The organism is Streptomyces sp. JLYT201 (genome assembly GCF_059448825.1).
The window spans coordinates 3,166,044-3,181,654 of sequence record NZ_CM182551.1 but is presented as its reverse complement, the minus strand read 5'-3'; the positions used below and the strand labels follow the sequence as shown (position 1 = coordinate 3,181,654).

10 protein-coding genes are annotated in these 15,611 nt (G+C 72.2%); 7 read left to right on the top strand and 3 right to left on the bottom strand.

Going from position 1 to position 15,611, the window contains the following annotated elements:
* Positions 1–27 precede the first annotated feature (27 nt).
* A complete protein-coding gene (locus AC5WAM_RS12520; RefSeq protein ID WP_495522631.1) occupies positions 28–1,488 on the bottom strand; it encodes a purine-cytosine permease family protein in 1,461 nt (486 codons plus the stop codon).
* Between the two features lie 204 nt (positions 1,489–1,692).
* Here AC5WAM_RS12520 and ftsY point away from each other — a divergent pair, with 204 nt between their 5' ends.
* A complete protein-coding gene (gene ftsY, locus AC5WAM_RS12515; RefSeq protein WP_495522630.1) occupies positions 1,693–2,922 on the top strand; it encodes a signal recognition particle-docking protein FtsY in 1,230 nt (409 codons plus the stop codon).
* Between the two features lie 250 nt (positions 2,923–3,172).
* Here ftsY and AC5WAM_RS12510 read toward each other — a convergent pair whose 3' ends face one another.
* Positions 3,173–3,955: a bifunctional DNA primase/polymerase gene (locus AC5WAM_RS12510; RefSeq protein ID WP_366792590.1), complete on the bottom strand. Its 783-nt coding sequence runs from the start codon at positions 3,953–3,955 to the stop codon at positions 3,173–3,175.
* A gap of 519 nt (positions 3,956–4,474) precedes the next feature.
* On the opposite strand from AC5WAM_RS12510, the gene nsdA reads away from it, so the two are divergent.
* From nsdA to ftsH, 6 genes are all read left to right on the top strand, one after another.
* The gene (nsdA, locus tag AC5WAM_RS12505; protein ID WP_242724210.1) at positions 4,475–5,959 is read left to right on the top strand and encodes a transcriptional repressor NsdA; all 1,485 of its coding nucleotides are present in this window, start codon (positions 4,475–4,477) and stop codon (positions 5,957–5,959) included.
* Between the two features lie 428 nt (positions 5,960–6,387).
* Entirely contained in the window at positions 6,388–7,758 is a 1,371-nt protein-coding gene (locus AC5WAM_RS12500) for an ammonium transporter (RefSeq protein WP_495522629.1), read from the top strand.
* Complete coding sequence (locus AC5WAM_RS12495) at positions 7,755–8,093, top strand: P-II family nitrogen regulator (RefSeq protein ID WP_138962057.1); 339 nt, start codon at positions 7,755–7,757, stop codon at positions 8,091–8,093. The genes AC5WAM_RS12500 and AC5WAM_RS12495 overlap by 4 nt, the downstream gene beginning before the upstream one ends.
* 82 nt (positions 8,094–8,175) lie before the next feature.
* A complete protein-coding gene (locus tag AC5WAM_RS12490) occupies positions 8,176–10,626 on the top strand; it encodes a [protein-PII] uridylyltransferase (protein ID WP_495522628.1) in 2,451 nt (816 codons plus the stop codon).
* Positions 10,627–10,853: 227 nt separating this feature from the next.
* Positions 10,854–12,413 carry a signal recognition particle protein gene (ffh, locus tag AC5WAM_RS12485; RefSeq protein WP_366792594.1) on the top strand — a complete coding sequence of 520 codons (1,560 nt, stop codon included), beginning with the start codon at positions 10,854–10,856 and terminating at the stop codon, positions 12,411–12,413.
* A gap of 128 nt (positions 12,414–12,541) precedes the next feature.
* Positions 12,542–14,473 carry an ATP-dependent zinc metalloprotease FtsH gene (ftsH, locus tag AC5WAM_RS12480; protein ID WP_366792595.1) on the top strand — a complete coding sequence of 644 codons (1,932 nt, stop codon included), beginning with the start codon at positions 12,542–12,544 and terminating at the stop codon, positions 14,471–14,473.
* A 212-nt stretch (positions 14,474–14,685) separates the two neighbouring features.
* Here ftsH and AC5WAM_RS12475 read toward each other — a convergent pair whose 3' ends face one another.
* Positions 14,686–15,540, bottom strand: a complete 855-nt coding sequence (locus tag AC5WAM_RS12475; protein ID WP_495522627.1) for a class I SAM-dependent methyltransferase — start codon at positions 15,538–15,540, stop codon at positions 14,686–14,688.
* Positions 15,541–15,611 lie beyond the last annotated feature (71 nt).

Below are 15,611 nucleotides of genomic sequence, written 5' to 3'. Positions count from 1 at the left end.
GCCGCCGCCGGGGACGGCCCGTCGGGCTCACGCCTTGGCGGAGACCGGCTCGGCCGCGGCGGCCGGGGCCTTCGCGTCGCGCTCGGGGAGCGGCCGGCGCGGCAGGAGCGCGTACAGCGCCCCGGCGACCAGGATCGTCACGAGCCAGCCCAGGCCGTTGCGGCCGATCCAGGACGTGGCGAGCGGGCCGCTGAACCAGTCGACCTTGGTGAAGAGCAGGCCCACGACGAGCGCGACGGCCCAGGAGGTCATCGCCTGCCAGGCGAAGCCCGCCTTGTACCAGTAGACGCTGGTGCGCGTGGTGTCCATCAGGCCTTCGCCGTCGTACGTCCTGCGGCGCAGCATGTCGATGCAGAAGACGCCGATCCAGGCGGAGAAGGCGACGGCGAGCAGCGTCAGGAAGGAGATGAACGAGCCCATGAAGCTCGTCGCCACGTTCATCAGGAGGTAGCCGAAGATCAGGCTGATGATCGCGTTCACGCTGACCGCCCACGCGCGCGGGACCTTGATGCCGAGGGTCATCGCGGTGAAGCCCGCCGAGTACATCGACATCGAGTTGATCAGGAGCATGCCGATCAGGGCCATGATCAGGTACGGCACGGCGATCCACGTCGGCAGCAGGTCGCCGAGGAAGGCGACCGGGTCCTGCGCGGAGGACAGGCTCGGCGTGGAGACGGCCATGACGGCGCCCATCAGGACCATCGGCACGACGACGATCGCGGCACCGCCGACGGCGTGGCCGACCAGCGGCTTGCTCGGCGCCGTGCGCGGCAGGTAGCGGGTGAAGTCCGGGCCGGTGGGGACCCAGCTGATGCCGCCCGCGGCGATGGTGCCGATGCCCGCGATCATCATCGCGGTGGAGCCCGCGGGCTTGTCGAAGACCTGCGACCAGTCGGTGTTCTTCAGGAGGTAGACGAGCACCAGGACGCTGAACGCGCCGAAGAGGTACGTCGACCACTGGCTGCACACGTGCAGGACCTTGCGGCCGAGGCCCGAGATGAGGAACGTGGCGGCGACGAAGGCGAGCAGCGTGATGACCTTCAGGGCCGTGTTCGCCTGCACGCCGAAGCAGATGTCGAGCACGGTGAGGATCGCGTACGCGCCCGTGACCGCGTTGATCGTCTCCCAGCCCCACCGGGCGACCCAGATCAGCGCGCCGGGGAAGAGGTTGCCGCGCTGGCCGAAGACCGCGCGCGAGAGCGTCATGCCCGGGGAGCCGCCGCGCTTGCCCGCGATGGAGACCAGGCCCACCAGGCCGTAGCTCAGGACGGGCGAGACGAGGGCGACGACCAGGACCTGCCAGAAGTTCAGCTTGTTCGAGACGATGAGGCCCGCGCCCATGGTGAGCAGCAGCACGCTGATGTTGGCGGCGACCCAGGTGGGGAACAGCTCGCGGGTCCTGCCGTGGCGTTCGGAGTCGGGGACCGGCTCCAGACCCCTGGTCTCCAGGGCGCCTTCGTGTTCGGCGGTTTCGGCGGTGGTGCTCATGAGGGGGAGTTCCGTGCCTCTCGCTCGGTCTGCGTCGACGTTGTCGCAGCCGGTGGGGGTTTTCTTCGGATGGGACTCTACGCGCGTTGACGCAGCCTCTTCCATCGTACTTTAGTCCGAGTAATCCCGGCTAGTGGCCTATGTCTTTTGGAGGAACCCACAAGGGGGGCCCGTTGGCGGGCCATGACTGATACTGGGTGGGTTATGGAAATCGTCATCCTCGCTGTAGTCATCGCCGTGGTCGTGGTCGGCGCGATCGGCGGGCTCGTCGTCGGCAGCCGCAAGAAGAAGCAGCTGCCGCCGTCCCAGGCCCCGTCGAGCACGCCCACCATCACCGCACCCCCCGCCGAGCCGCACGTCGGCGACGAGGCCGAGACGCCGCGCGACGAGCCGCGCCGCACCATCGAGGAGGTGGACCTGCCGGTCGCCGAGCCGTCGGCGTCCGCCCCCGTCGTGGTCGAGGAGCCCCCGGCTCCCGAGGCCCCCGAAGCCCCGGAGTTCGAGACCCCGGAGCCCACCGCGGGCCGCCTGGTGCGGCTGCGCGCCCGCCTGTCCCGCTCGCAGAACGCGCTCGGCAAGGGCCTGCTGACCCTGCTCTCCCGCGAGCACCTCGACGAGGACACCTGGGAGGAGATCGAGGACACGCTCCTCACCGCCGACGTCGGCGTCGCCCCCACCCAGGAGCTCGTCGAGCGGCTGCGCGAGCGCGTGAAGGTGCTCGGCACCCGCACCCCGCAGGAGCTGCGCACCCTGCTGCGCGAGGAGCTCCTGCAACTCGTCGGCACGGACTTCGACCGCGCCGTGAAGACCGAGTCCGGCCTGGAGACCCCGGGCATCGTGATGGTCGTCGGGGTGAACGGCACCGGCAAGACCACCACCACCGGCAAGCTCGCCCGCGTCCTCGTCGCCGACGGCCGCTCGGTCGTCCTCGGCGCCGCCGACACCTTCCGCGCCGCCGCCGCCGACCAGCTCCAGACCTGGGGCGACCGCGTCGGCGCCCGCACCGTGCGCGGACCCGAGGGCGGCGACCCGGCCTCCATCGCCTTCGACGCCGTCAAGGAAGGCATCACCGAGGGCGCCGACGTCGTGCTCATCGACACCGCGGGCCGTCTGCACACCAAGACCGGCCTGATGGACGAGCTCGGCAAGGTCAAGCGCGTCGTCGAGAAGCACGCCCCGCTCGACGAGGTGCTGCTCGTCCTGGACGCCACCACCGGCCAGAACGGCCTGGTCCAGGCCCGGGTCTTCGCCGAGGTCGTCGACATCACCGGCATCGTCCTCACCAAGCTCGACGGCACCGCCAAGGGCGGCATCGTCGTCGCCGTCCAGCGCGAGCTGGGCGTGCCGGTCAAGCTGGTGGGCCTGGGCGAGGGCGCCGACGACCTCGCGCCCTTCGAGCCCGAGGCCTTCGTCGATGCCCTTATCGGCGACTAGGCGCTTCGCGGGAAGCGCGGTGCCGAACCTGCGGGCCGCCGGTGGCTGGTCGCGCCCGCGTGGCGGAGCCACATATCGGCACAGCCCCGCGCCCCTTCGGGGCGCTGCCGTGCCGCGGCGGCCTACACCGTGGCCGCTCAGCCGCGCGGATCAAGGAGAAGGGCCCCACCCCGGGGTGCAGCCGGGGCGGGGCCCTTCCGTATGGGGTGGCCGACGCGCGGGGAGTGCGCCCCCGCGCGCGTGCGGGGTGTTACGCCGGTGAGCGGTGGGCCACGTACGCCAGCGTGCCGAGCACGAGGCGGGCGTGCGGGGGGCTCGTCGCCGAGTCCGGGTCGGGGGCGCGCAGCCAGCGCACCGGGCCGAGCCCGCCGCGGTCGGAGGGCGGCGCGGTGATGTGGTTGCCGGGGCCGATGCCGTGCAGGTCAAGGGCCGCGTCGTCCCAGCCCATGCGGTAGAGCAGCTGGGGGAGTTCGGCGGCGGCGCCGGGCGCGACCAGGAAGTGCGTGCGGCCGTCGGGCGTGGCCGCCACCGGGCCGAGCGGCAGGCCCATCCGCTCCAGGCGCACCAGGGCCCGGCGCCCGGCGGTCTCCGCGACCTCGATGACGTCGAACGCCCGGCCGACCGGCAGCATCACGGCCGCCCCGGGGAACTGCCCCCAGGCGTCGGTCACTTCGTCGAGGGTGGCGCCCGCAGGGACCTCCGGCGCGAAGTCGAGGGGGTGTGCGCCGGGGGCCGGACACCCGGCGGCGCCGCAGGAGCAGCGGCCGTCCTGGGCGCGCGCCCCGGGCACCACGGCCCAGCCCCACAGGCCCGTGTACTCCGCCACCGCCGTGCAGTCGGACGCGGCGCGCCCCCGCCGCCGCGACGTGGCGCGCGGCTCCTTGGGCTCCTTCGCGCGGCCGGGCTCACGGTCGCCCGTGCCCCGGGCCGTCCCGCCCGTGTCCTTCGCCTCCGGGAGTCCCGAATCCTTTGTTCCGCGGTCACCGGAACGGGGCTCTTTGGTCCCCCGGATGCCGCCGATCGTGAAGCCCATGCCCCCTCCAACGGGTCGAGTGCGCCGTGGTTACGTGACGGAATCGGATCGTGACTCTCTGTCTTAAGCTGTGTTGAGCCGTCTTGAGTGGCGCCCGGCGTCGCTGTTTGGACGTCTCAAGCCGACTTTCGCTGACTTTCGCCGACTTCCGCCGCCACGTGCTCGCGGCGCTCGGGGGATTCGGGGGTGGTGTGCCCCGCGGTCCGCGCCCCTGTGTGCTCCGTTCCGCCGACTCTCGGTTGTTCTGTGTCAAGTGAATCGCGTGCGGCGGTCCGGGAGTTCATTCGAAGGGGTGGCGAATGGTGGCGTTTCCGGGATCGCCCTCGCCGGAGGGGTGATCGTAGGATTACTTTCAGTACATGGAGTCGGGAGCGGTGCGCGCCCGCGGGTATGCCGGAGGCAAGTCGGCTTCCCGTTCGATGGGTGACATTCTCCGGACGGGCGGCCGCGGCACACGGCATTCTGTTAGGGCTTGACCGAGGACCGCGTACAAGTGTCTTGAGGGATGGGGGCGTTCCAGTGGGCGGCAGTAGCGGTGGCGGTGCGAACGCCGAGAAGCGCCCGAACGAGATGCTCAGCTCCTGGTTCGTGCGCAGCGGCTGGTCGAAGGGCGAGCTGGCGCGCCAAGTGAACCGCAGAGCCAGGCAGTTGGGTGCTCATCACATCTCCACGGACACCTCCCGCGTCCGGCGCTGGCTGGACGGGGAGAATCCGCGCGAGCCCATTCCGCGCATCCTCTCCGAGCTGTTCTCGGAGCGCTTCGGCTGCGTCGTCGCCGTCGAGGACCTCGGCCTGCGCGCCGCCCACCAGTCGCCCTCCGTCTCCGGCGTCGACCTGCCCTGGACCGGGCCGCAGACGGTCGCGCTCATCAGCGAGTTCAGCCGCAGCGACCTGATGCTCGCCCGGCGTGGCTTCCTCGGCACCTCGCTCGCCCTGTCCGCGGGCCCCGCCCTGATCGAGCCCATGCAGCGCTGGCTGGTGCCGGGCCCCTCCACCGCCCAGGTGGTGGCCGAGCCCGAGCCCCAGCAGTACCCCGGCAGGCGCCCCGGCCGCCTCTCCAAGCCGGAGATGGACCTCCTGGAGTCCACCACGGTGATGTTCCGCCAGTGGGACGCCCAGTGCGGCGGCGGCCTGCGCCGCAAAGCCGTCGTCGGCCAGCTGCACGAGGTGACCGACCTGCTCCAGGAGCCCCAGCCCGAGTCCACCGCCAAGCGCCTGTTCAAGGTCGCCGGCGAACTGGCCGAGCTCGCGGGCTGGATGAGCTACGACGTGGGGCTCCAGCCGACCGCCCAGAAGTACTTCGTCCTCGCCCTGCACGCCGCCAAGGAAGCGGGCGAGAAGCCCCTCGGCTCGTACATCCTCTCCAGCATGAGCCGCCAGATGATCCACCTCGGCCGCCCCGACGACGCCCTGGAGCTCATCCACCTCGCCCAGTACGGCAGCCGCGACTGCGCGAGCCCGCGCACCCAGGCGATGCTGTATGCGATGGAGGCCCGCGCCTACGCCGGAATGGGCCAACCGGGCCGCTGCAAACGGGCGGTGCGCATGGCCGAGGACACCTTCACCGACGCGGACGACTGGGACGAGCCCGAGCCGGACTGGATCCGCTTCTTCTCCGAAGCCGAGCTCAACGGCGAGAACGCCCACTCCTTCCGCGACCTCGCCTACGTCGCGGGCCGCAGCCCCACCTACGCCTCCCTCTCCGAGCCCGTCATGGAGCGCGCCGTCGAGCTCTTCGGCAAGGACCCCGAACACCAGCGGTCGTACGCGCTGAACCTGATCGGCATGGCCACCGTCCACCTGCTCCAGAAGGAGCCCGAGCAGAGCATGCTCCTCGCCAGGGACACGCTGGACATCGCCAAGAAGGTGCGCTCCGAGCGGGTCAACACCCGGCTGCGCAAGACCGTCGCCAACGCCGTGCGGGACTTCGGCGACGTCCCGGAGGTCGTCCACTTCACCGAGCAGCTCGCCCAGGAGATGCCGGAAACCGCGGAGGCCGTCTGACGGTCCGAGGTCCCGCCGACCCTCCAGGGCCTCCGGCCCGACGCCCCAGGACTCCGGTCGCGGCAGCCCATCCCGAACAGCCCGACTCGGCTCCCCCATGCCAGGTCATCCGGATGGCGCCGCGGCCGGGCTGCTTTCGCGCCCGAACCGGCGCCGCTCTCGCGGACCAGGGCGCTCGCCGTGGGGGTTGCTCCCCTGATGGCCGGGGTTCGATGGCCGGGGTTTTGGGAGGATACGTTCCGTCCCCCGATTCCGGCGTGCAGTTCATTCACGCGTAACACGCCCGACCTCTTCGTCACTGCCGTGAAACATCGAGCGGCACTGGCCGAAACCGCGCTGCGCCAACCTCGTGCCGCATAACCGGTCCACCGTCCTCGCACCGCAGAGGCCGGACCGCACGGGCCGCATCCGACGACGAGGAGACTGCGATGCCCCCAGGCATCCGGCTTGCCGCAGACGCCCCGGAGCTGTCTGCCGCCAACACCGGGTTCATGCTCATCTGCTCCGCCCTGGTGATGCTCATGACGCCGGGTCTCGCCTTCTTCTACGGAGGCATGGTCCGCGTCAAGAGCACCCTGAACATGCTGATGATGAGCTTCATCAGCCTGGGGATCGTCACCCTCCTGTGGGTGCTCTACGGCTTCTCCCTCGCCTTCGGCACCGACCACGGCAGCCTCATCGCCTGGAACTCCGACTACGTCGGGCTCGGCGGCATCGGCCTCACCGAGCTCTGGGACGGCTACACCGTCCCCGTCTACGTCTTCGCGGTCTTCCAGCTCATGTTCGCGATCATCACGCCCGCCCTGATCAGCGGCGCCCTCGCGGACCGCGTGAAGTTCACCGCCTGGGCCCTGTTCGTCACGCTGTGGGCCACGATCGTGTACTTCCCCGTCGCCCACTGGGTGTGGGGCACCGGCGGCTGGGCCTTCGAGCTCGGCGTGATCGACTTCGCGGGCGGCACCGCCGTGCACATCAACGCGGGTGCCGCGGCCCTCGGCGTCATCCTCGTCATCGGCAAGCGCGTCGGCTTCAAGAAGGACCCCATGCGCCCGCACAGCCTGCCGCTCGTGATGCTCGGCGCCGGCCTGCTGTGGTTCGGCTGGTTCGGCTTCAACGCCGGGTCCTGGCTCGGCAACGACGACGGCGTCGGCGCCCTGATGTTCCTCAACACCCAGGTCGCCACCGCCGCCGCCATGCTCGCCTGGCTCGTCTACGAGAAGCTGCGGCACGGCGCGTTCACCACGCTCGGCGCCGCCTCCGGCGCCGTCGCGGGCCTCGTCGCCATCACTCCTTCCGGCGGTTCCTGCTCCCCGCTCGGCGCCGTCGCCATCGGCGCCGTCGCCGGACTCCTGTGCGCCATGGCCGTCGGCCTGAAGTTCAGGTTCGGCTACGACGACTCCCTCGACGTCGTCGGCGTCCACCTCGTCGGCGGCATCACGGGCTCCCTCCTCGTCGGCCTCTTCGCCACCGGCGGCGGCCAGTCCGACGCCAAGGGCCTCTTCTACGGCGGTAACCTCGACCAGCTCGGCAAGCAGGCCGCGGGGGTCGGCGCCGTCCTCGCGTACTCCTTCCTCGCCTCCGCCGTGCTCGCCCTCCTCATCGACAAGACGATCGGCATGCGCGTCAGCGAGGACGAGGAGGTCGGCGGCATCGACCAGGTCCAGCACGCCGAGACGGCATACGACTTCAGCGGCGCGGGCGGCGGCACGGCGCCCCGCACCGCGGCCGCCGTGCCGGGCCCGGTGGCGCAGACCGCCGCCTCCGCGACGGAGCCGAAGAACAAGAAGGTGGACGCATGAAGCTCATCACCGCGGTGGTCAAGCCGCACCGGCTCGACGAGATCAAGGAAGCCCTCCAGGCCTTCGGCGTCCAGGGCCTGACCGTCACCGAGGCCAGCGGCTACGGACGCCAGCGCGGGCACACCGAGGTCTACCGCGGCGCGGAGTACACCGTCGACCTCGTCCCCAAGATCCGCATCGAGGTCCTCGTCGAGGACGGCGACGCCGAGCAGCTCGTCGACGTCATCGTGAAGGCCGCCCGCACCGGCAAGATCGGCGACGGCAAGGTGTGGACGCTGCCCGTCGAGACCGCCGTCCGCGTCCGGACCGGCGAACGCGGCCCCGACGCGCTGTAACCCCCCCACGGCGCCGCGTCGGGGGCGCCGTGGACACCGTGCCGTAACCGCCCTGGACACCGTGGAGAACAGGAGCCGCCGGGTGACGAGTGTGGACGTACGAACCGAGACCGAAGACCCCGGACCCAGCGGCTACGCGGCGGCCCGGCTGCGCCTCCTGCACCAGGAGGCGCGGTCCGGGCCGCCGCGCCGTTCGGCCCTCGCCGAGCTGACCGACGGCTGGCTCGGCGGCCTACTCGCCGCGGGCACCGCCGACCTCGCGGCGCCGCGCGCGGCGGCCCTCGTCGCCGTCGGCGGCTACGGCCGCGGCGAGCTGTCCCCGCGCAGCGACCTCGACCTGCTGCTCCTGCACGACGGCAGCGCCGAGCCCGGCGCCCTCGCGGCCCTCGCCGACCGCATCTGGTACCCGGTCTGGGACCTCGGGCTCTCCCTCGACCACTCCGTCCGCACCCCCGCCGAGGCGCGCAGGACGGCCGCCGACGACCTCAAGGTCCAGCTCGGCCTCCTCGACGCCCGGCACGTCGCGGGGGACCTCGGCCTCACCACGGCCCTGCGCGCCACGGTCCTCGCCGACTGGCGCAACCAGGCGCCCGAACGGCTCCCCGAGCTGCGCGAGCTGTGCGAGGAACGGGCCGAACGCCAGGGCGAGTTGAGCCACCTCCTCGAACCCGACCTGAAGGAGGCGCGCGGCGGCCTGAGGGACACCACCGCCCTGCGCGCCGTCGCCGCGTCCTGGCTCGCCGACGCGCCCCGCGAAGGCCTCGCCGAGGCGCGCCGCACCCTGCTCGACGTACGCGACGCACTGCATCTGACCACCGGCCGCGCCACCGACCGGCTCGCCCTCCAGGAGCAGGACCAGGTCGCCGCCGAACTGGGCCTCCTGGACGCCGACACGCTGCTGCGCCAGGTCTACGAGGCCGCCCGCACCATCGCCTACGCGGGCGACGTCACCTGGCGCGAGGTCTCCCGCGTCCTGAGGGCACGCGCCGCCCGGCCGCGCCTTCGCGGCCTGCTCGGCGGCGCGAGGACCACCGCGGCCGAGCGCTCGCCGCTCGCCGAGGGCGTCGTGGAGCAGGACGGCGAGGTCGTCCTCGCCCGGGCCGCGCGCCCCGAGCGCGACCCCGTGCTCCCGCTGCGCGCCGCCGCGGCCGCCGCCCAGGCGGGCCTGCCGCTCTCCCTGCACGCCGTGCGCCGCCTCGCCGCCACCGCCGGGCCGCTGCCGACGCCCTGGCCCGCGGAAGCCCGCGAACAGCTGGTCACCCTGCTCGGCGCCGGACGGCCCACCGTCCAGGTCTGGGAGGCCCTGGAGGCGGAAGGCCTGATCACCCGGCTCCTGCCGGACTGGGAGCGGGTGCGGTGCAGGCCGCAGCGCAACGCCGTGCACACCTGGACCGTGGACCGCCACCTCGTCGAGACCGCCGTACGGGCCTCCGCGCTCACCCGCCGCGTCGGGCGGCCCGACCTGCTGCTCATGGCCGGGCTCCTGCACGACATCGGCAAGGGCTGGCCCGGCGACCACGCCGTCGCCGGGGAGATCATCGCCCGTGACGTGGCGACCCGGATCGGCTTCGAGGAGGGCGACGCCGCCGTGCTCGCCCGTCTCGTCCGCCACCACCTGCTGCTCGTCGAGACCGCGACCCGGCGCGACCTCGACGACCCCGCCACCGTGAAGACGGTGGCCGAGGCCGTCGGCACCCGGGGCACCCTGGAGCTGCTGCACGCGCTCACCGAGGCCGACGCGCTGGCCACCGGCCCCGCCGCCTGGTCCTCCTGGCGCGGCTCCCTGGTCGCGGACCTCGTCCGCCGCGTCGACGCGGTCCTGGCCGGGAACGAGCCGCTCGAAAGCGCCGAGCCGCCCACGTCGGCCGAGCAGGAGCGGCTCGCCCTGGAGGCGTTCCGCACCGGCGGGCCCGTCCTGTCGCTGCGCTCCCGGGCCGAGCCGGACCCGGACGGGCCCGCCGAAGGCCTCGGCGTCGAGCTGCTCATCGCCCTGCCGGAGCGGCCCGGGATCCTCGCGGCCGCCGCCGGGGTGCTCGCCACCCACCGCCTGACCGTCCGCACGGCCGAGCTGCGCGTCCTGGAACTGCCCGCGGAGGTCGGGGGCTCGGTGCTGCTGCTCGACTGGCGGGTGGCCGCCGAGTACGGCTCCCTACCGCAGGCCACCCGGCTCCGCGCCGATCTCGTACGGGCCCTCGACGGCTCCCTGGACATCGCGGGGCGCCTCGCCGAACGGGACGCCGCCTACCCCCGGCGGCGCGGGGTGCTCGCCCCGCCGCCGCACGTCACCGTCGCGTCGGCGGGCTCGCGGCGCGCCACCGTCATCGAGGTCAGGGCCCAGGACGCGCCTGGCTTGCTGCACCGGATCGGGCTCGCGCTGGAGGCGGCCGGGGTGCGGGTGCGCAGCGCGCACGTGTCGACGCTCGGGTCGAACGCGGTGGACGCGTTCTACGTGACCGGGGCCGACGGGGGGCCGCTTGCGGAGGAGCGGGCGGTCGAGGTGGCGCGGGGGGTGGAGGGGGCGCTGCGGGGCTGAGGGGCTCAGTGGGGTTGGGGGAGTCCTACGTAGCTGAGGGGCTCTGCGAGGTTGGGGGAGCCCTGTGGGGCTGAAGGAGCCCTGTCGCCGTGCCGGGCTCCGCCTCCGTCCGTCGCCTGACGGCACTTCGCCCGTCGGGTGACGGCAGGCAGGGACGCTTGGCTTGCCGGGCCCGATACCCTGGGGTGCAACGCTTACCATCGCCGACCCTGAGGACCGACTCCGCCGTGTTCGATACTCTCTCCGATCGCCTCGCAGCCACCTTCAAAACCCTCCGGGGCAAGGGCAGGCTGTCCGAGGCGGACATCGACGTCACGGCGCGCGAGATCCGTATCGCCCTGCTGGAAGCCGACGTGGCGCTGCCCGTCGTCCGTGCCTTCATCAAGCAGGTCAAGGAGCGCGCGGTCGGGGCGGAGGTCTCGCAGGCCCTGAACCCCGCCCAGCAGGTCATCAAGATCGTCAACGAGGAACTGGTCGCGATCCTCGGCGGCGAGACCCGCCGCCTGCGCTTCGCCAAGCAGCCGCCGACGGTCATCATGCTCGCCGGTCTCCAGGGTGCCGGTAAGACCACGCTCGCCGGAAAGCTCGGCAGCTGGCTGAAGTCGCAGGGCCACTCGCCGCTGCTCGTGGCCTGTGACCTCCAGCGCCCGAACGCCGTGAACCAGCTGAGCGTCGTCGCCGAACGCGCGGGCGTCGGCGTGTACGCCCCCCAGCCGGGCAACGGCGTGGGCGACCCGGTGCAGGTCGCCAAGGACTCCATCGAGTACGCGCGGACCAAGCAGTACGACGTCGTCATCGTCGACACCGCCGGCCGCCTCGGCATCGACCAGGAGCTGATGCAGCAGGCCGCGGACATCCGCGACGCGGTCAGCCCGGACGAGGTCCTGTTCGTCGTCGACGCCATGATCGGTCAGGACGCGGTCAACACGGCCGAGGCCTTCCGCGACGGCGTCGGCTTCGACGGCGTGGTGCTCTCCAAGCTCGACGGCGACGCCCGTGGTGGTGCGGCCCTGTCGATCGCGCACGTCACCGGCCGCCAGATCATGTTCGCGTCGAACGGCGAGAAGCTGGACGACTTCGACGCGTTCCACCCGGACCGCATGGCGTCCCGCATCCTCGGCATGGGCGACATGCTCACGCTGATCGAGAAGGCCGAGCAGACCTTCTCGCAGCAAGAGGCCGAGAAGATGGCCTCGAAGCTGGCCTCCAAGAAGGGCCAGGACTTCACGCTCGATGACTTCCTGGCGCAGATGGAGCAGGTCAGGAAGATGGGGTCGATCTCCAAGCTCCTCGGCATGCTGCCCGGCATGGGCCAGATCAAGGACCAGATCAACAACCTGGACGAGCGGGACGTCGACCGCACGGCCGCGATCATCAAGTCGATGACGCCGGGCGAGCGCCAGGACCCGACGATCATCAACGGCTCGCGCCGCGCCCGTATCGCCAAGGGCTCCGGCGTCGAGGTCAGCGCGGTGAAGGGCCTGGTCGAGCGGTTCTTCGAGGCCCGCAAGATGATGTCCCGCATGGCTCAGGGCGGCGGCATGCCGGGGATGCCCGGGATGCCGGGCATGGGCGGCGGCCCCGGTCGGCAGAAGAAGAAGCAGAAGCAGGCCAAGGGCAAGCAGCGCTCGGGCAACCCGATGAAGCGCAAGCAGCAGGAGGACGAGGCCGCCGCGCGGCGTGCCGCGGCCGGGGAAGCCGCCGCGGGCGGCGCGTTCGGCCTGCCGGCCGGGCAGGGCGGCAAGGACTTCGAGCTGCCGGACGAGTTCAAGAAGTTCATGGGCTGAGCCCGGATCGTCGTGTGAGTGCGCTGGGGCGCCCCTTCGTGAGGAGGGGCGCCCCAGGCGCGTCCGGCGGGGGATGCGAGGCCGTCCGCGCAGGTGCCGGGCGGGTTTTTGTGACGTAACGTCCGCTTATGAGCAACCCTGTGCCGCCGCGCCAGAAGCCCGAGCAGCCCTGGCGCTCCGAGGGCGCTCCGGAGCCGCCGCCCGCACCGCCGCCCAAGCGGAAGATGCCGGGCGGCTGGGGCGGGCTCATCCTCACGGCCCTGATCGTGTACCTGATCGCCAACCTCGTCCTCTCCTTCTTCAACGACGGCGACGAGCCGACCATCTCGTACACCGAGTTCAGCAAGCAGGTCGACGACGGCAACGTGTCGAAGATCTACTCCAAGGGCGACGCGATCCAGGGGCAGCTCAAGAAGGAGCAGAAGGACCCGGACGGCGACGGGACGTACACGAAGTTCACGACCCAGCGGCCCGCGTTCGCGGACGACGAGCTGTGGCAGGACCTGACCAAGAACAAGGTCACGGTCACGGCCGAGCCGGTGGTGCAGGAGCGCAGCTTCCTGTCGAACCTGCTGATCTCGCTGGCGCCGATGCTGCTCCTGGTGGTGCTGTGGATCTTCATCGCGCGGCGGATGGCGTCCGGCATGGGCGGTGCGGGCGGGATGCTCGGGCGCAAGCAGCCGCCGAAGCCGGTGGAGCTGGAGCCGGGCAAGAAGCGCACCACGTTCGAGGACGTCGCGGGCATCGACGAGGTCGAGGGCGAGCTGAACGACGTCGTCGACTTCCTGCGCAACCCCGACGCGTACCGGAAGATGGGCGCCCGGATGCCCGGCGGCGTGCTGCTCGCCGGTCCGCCGGGCACGGGCAAGACGCTGCTCGCGCGGGCGGTGGCGGGGGAGGCGGGGGTGCCGTTCTTCTCGGCGTCGGCCTCCGAGTTCATCGAGATGATCGTGGGCGTCGGCGCCTCGCGGGTGCGGGAGCTGTTCGCGGAGGCCCGCAAGGTCGCGCCCGCGATCATCTTCATCGACGAGATCGACACCATCGGGCGGGCGCGCGGCGGCGGCAGCGGCATGGGCGGCCACGACGAGCGCGAGCAGACGCTCAACCAGATCCTGACCGAGATGGACGGCTTCTCCGGCTCGGAGGGCGTCATCGTCATCGCGGCCACGAACCGGGCCGACATCCTCGACCCGGCGCTGACCCGTCCCGGCCGCTTCGACCGGATCGTGAACGTCTCGCCGCCCGACCGGGGCGGCCGCGAGGCCATCCTCAAGATCCATACGCGGGCGATCCCGCTGGCGGACGGTGTCGACCTGGCCCAGGTGGCGCGCACCACGCCGGGGATGACCGGCGCGGACCTGGCGAACCTCGCCAACGAAGCGGCTCTCCTCGCGGTGAAGCGCAAGCAGTCCGCCGTCACCCAGTCCGACCTCTCCGAGGCCTTGGAGAAGGTCCAGCTGGGCGCCGAGCGGCCGCTGGTCATGCCGGACGAGGAGCGGCGCCGCACGGCGTACCACGAGAGCGGGCACGCCCTGCTCGGCATGTTGCAGCCGGGCGCCGACCCCGTCCGCAAGATCACCATCGTGCCGCGCGGCCGTGCCCTCGGCGTCACGCTCTCCACGCCGGACTCCGACAAGTACGCGTACACGGAGGAGTATCTGCGCGGCCGCATCATCGGCGCGCTCGGCGGCATGGCGGCCGAACACGTCGTCTACGGGGTCATCACCACGGGTGCCGAGAACGACCTGGAGCAGGTCACCAACATCGCGCGCGGGATGGTCGCCCGCTGGGGCATGAGCGAGCGCGTCGGTCGGCTCTCGGCCCTGCCGAACGACGCCCAGCAGGCGTACGGCCTCGCCGCCGCTCCGGGGACCCTCGACGCCATCGACGGCGAGATGCGCCGCATCGTGGACGAGTGCTACGAGAGCGCCTGCCGCCAACTGCGGGACCACCGCGGCCAATTGGACGCCCTGGCCGAGGCCCTGCTGGAGAACGAGACCCTGGAGGAGGCGGACGCCTACCGGGTGGCCGGGATCACCCGCCTCACGAAGGACGGCTGAGGCCGCGGGGGGGGCAGCCACGACGGTGTGCGGGCCAGTCGTGGTCTACGGGGACGGCGGTAGCGAGGGTCGTGGTCTACGGAGATGCGTCGTGGCCTACGGAGACGGGTGATGGCCTACGGAGGCGAGTCGTGGTCTATAGAGGCTGTTAGTGGTTTACGGAGACGGGTCGTGGTCTACGGGGATGACGGCCATGTCTACGGAGAGGGTGGCTACGGCGTCCGGGCGATGAGGTAGCGGAAGACGTTCGGCATCCATATCGTGCCGTCGCGGCGCCGGTGCGGGTGGAGGGCCTCGGTCAGCTCCTTGTCGACCTGCGCCTGGTCCGTCGCGCCGACCGCCGCGTCGAACAGGCCCGTGGACAGGAGTCCGCGGACGGCGCTGTCCATGTCGGCGTAGCCGAAGGGGCAGGCCACACGGCCCGATCCGTCGGGCTTGAGGCCCGCGCGCTGCGCGACGTCCTCCAAGTCGTCCCGGCAGGCGGCGCGCCAGCCGGCGGCACCGCGCAGGGGGTCGGCGAGCTTCGTCGCCACCCGGAGCACCGACGAGGTCGTGCAGCGCTCCGGCGGGCCCCAGCCCACCAGGACCACCGGTGCGCCGCGCTCGGCCAGCGGCGTCGCGACGTCGAGCAGGGCCGACAGGTCGTCGGCGTCGCCCGCCGTGCACCCGATCGGCTGGAACGCGGTCACCAGGGTGTACGCGGGGACGTCCGGCGCGGCGGCGTCCCCGGGGGAGCCCTGGAGGAGGCGCGTGTCCGCGTGCGCGGCGAACGGCCCTTCGGGCATGAGGCGTTCGCGGGCGAGGGCGAGCCGTTCGGGCGCCGACGGCTCGACGCCGGTCACCGTCGCGCCGCGCGAGGCCGCCATCAGCAGGGCGAGCCCGGAGCCGCAGCCCAGGTCGAGCAGGCGGGTGCCCGCGCCCACTTCGAGTCGTCGGTACACCGCGTCCACGAGGGGGACCAGCATCCTCTCCTGGATCTCCGCCCAGTCACGCGCGCGTGCGCACCGGTCCACACGTGGGGGTGCACCCGCGCGCGAGAGGTGAGGGTGCACGAGCGTAGGTGTCATCGAAAGCGCCCCAATCCGCCGAGAGTTGTCCAGCTGATTCCTTACGATGCGTCCGCCCCCATGACGTGCGT

Excerpts from the sequence above, each read along its gene's own strand:
- AC5WAM_RS12520 (WP_495522631.1), bottom strand. The coding sequence starts at position 1,488 with ATGAGCACCACCGCCGAAACCGCCGAACACGAAGGCGCCCTGGAGACC.
- ftsY (WP_495522630.1), top strand. The coding sequence starts at position 1,693 with ATGGAAATCGTCATCCTCGCTGTAGTCATCGCCGTGGTCGTGGTCGGC.
- AC5WAM_RS12510 (WP_366792590.1), bottom strand. The coding sequence starts at position 3,955 with ATGGGCTTCACGATCGGCGGCATCCGGGGGACCAAAGAGCCCCGTTCC.
- AC5WAM_RS12500 (WP_495522629.1), top strand. The coding sequence starts at position 6,388 with ATGCCCCCAGGCATCCGGCTTGCCGCAGACGCCCCGGAGCTGTCTGCC.
- AC5WAM_RS12495 (WP_138962057.1), top strand. The coding sequence starts at position 7,755 with ATGAAGCTCATCACCGCGGTGGTCAAGCCGCACCGGCTCGACGAGATC.
- ftsH (WP_366792595.1), top strand. The coding sequence starts at position 12,542 with ATGAGCAACCCTGTGCCGCCGCGCCAGAAGCCCGAGCAGCCCTGGCGC.
- AC5WAM_RS12475 (WP_495522627.1), bottom strand. The coding sequence starts at position 15,540 with ATGACACCTACGCTCGTGCACCCTCACCTCTCGCGCGCGGGTGCACCC.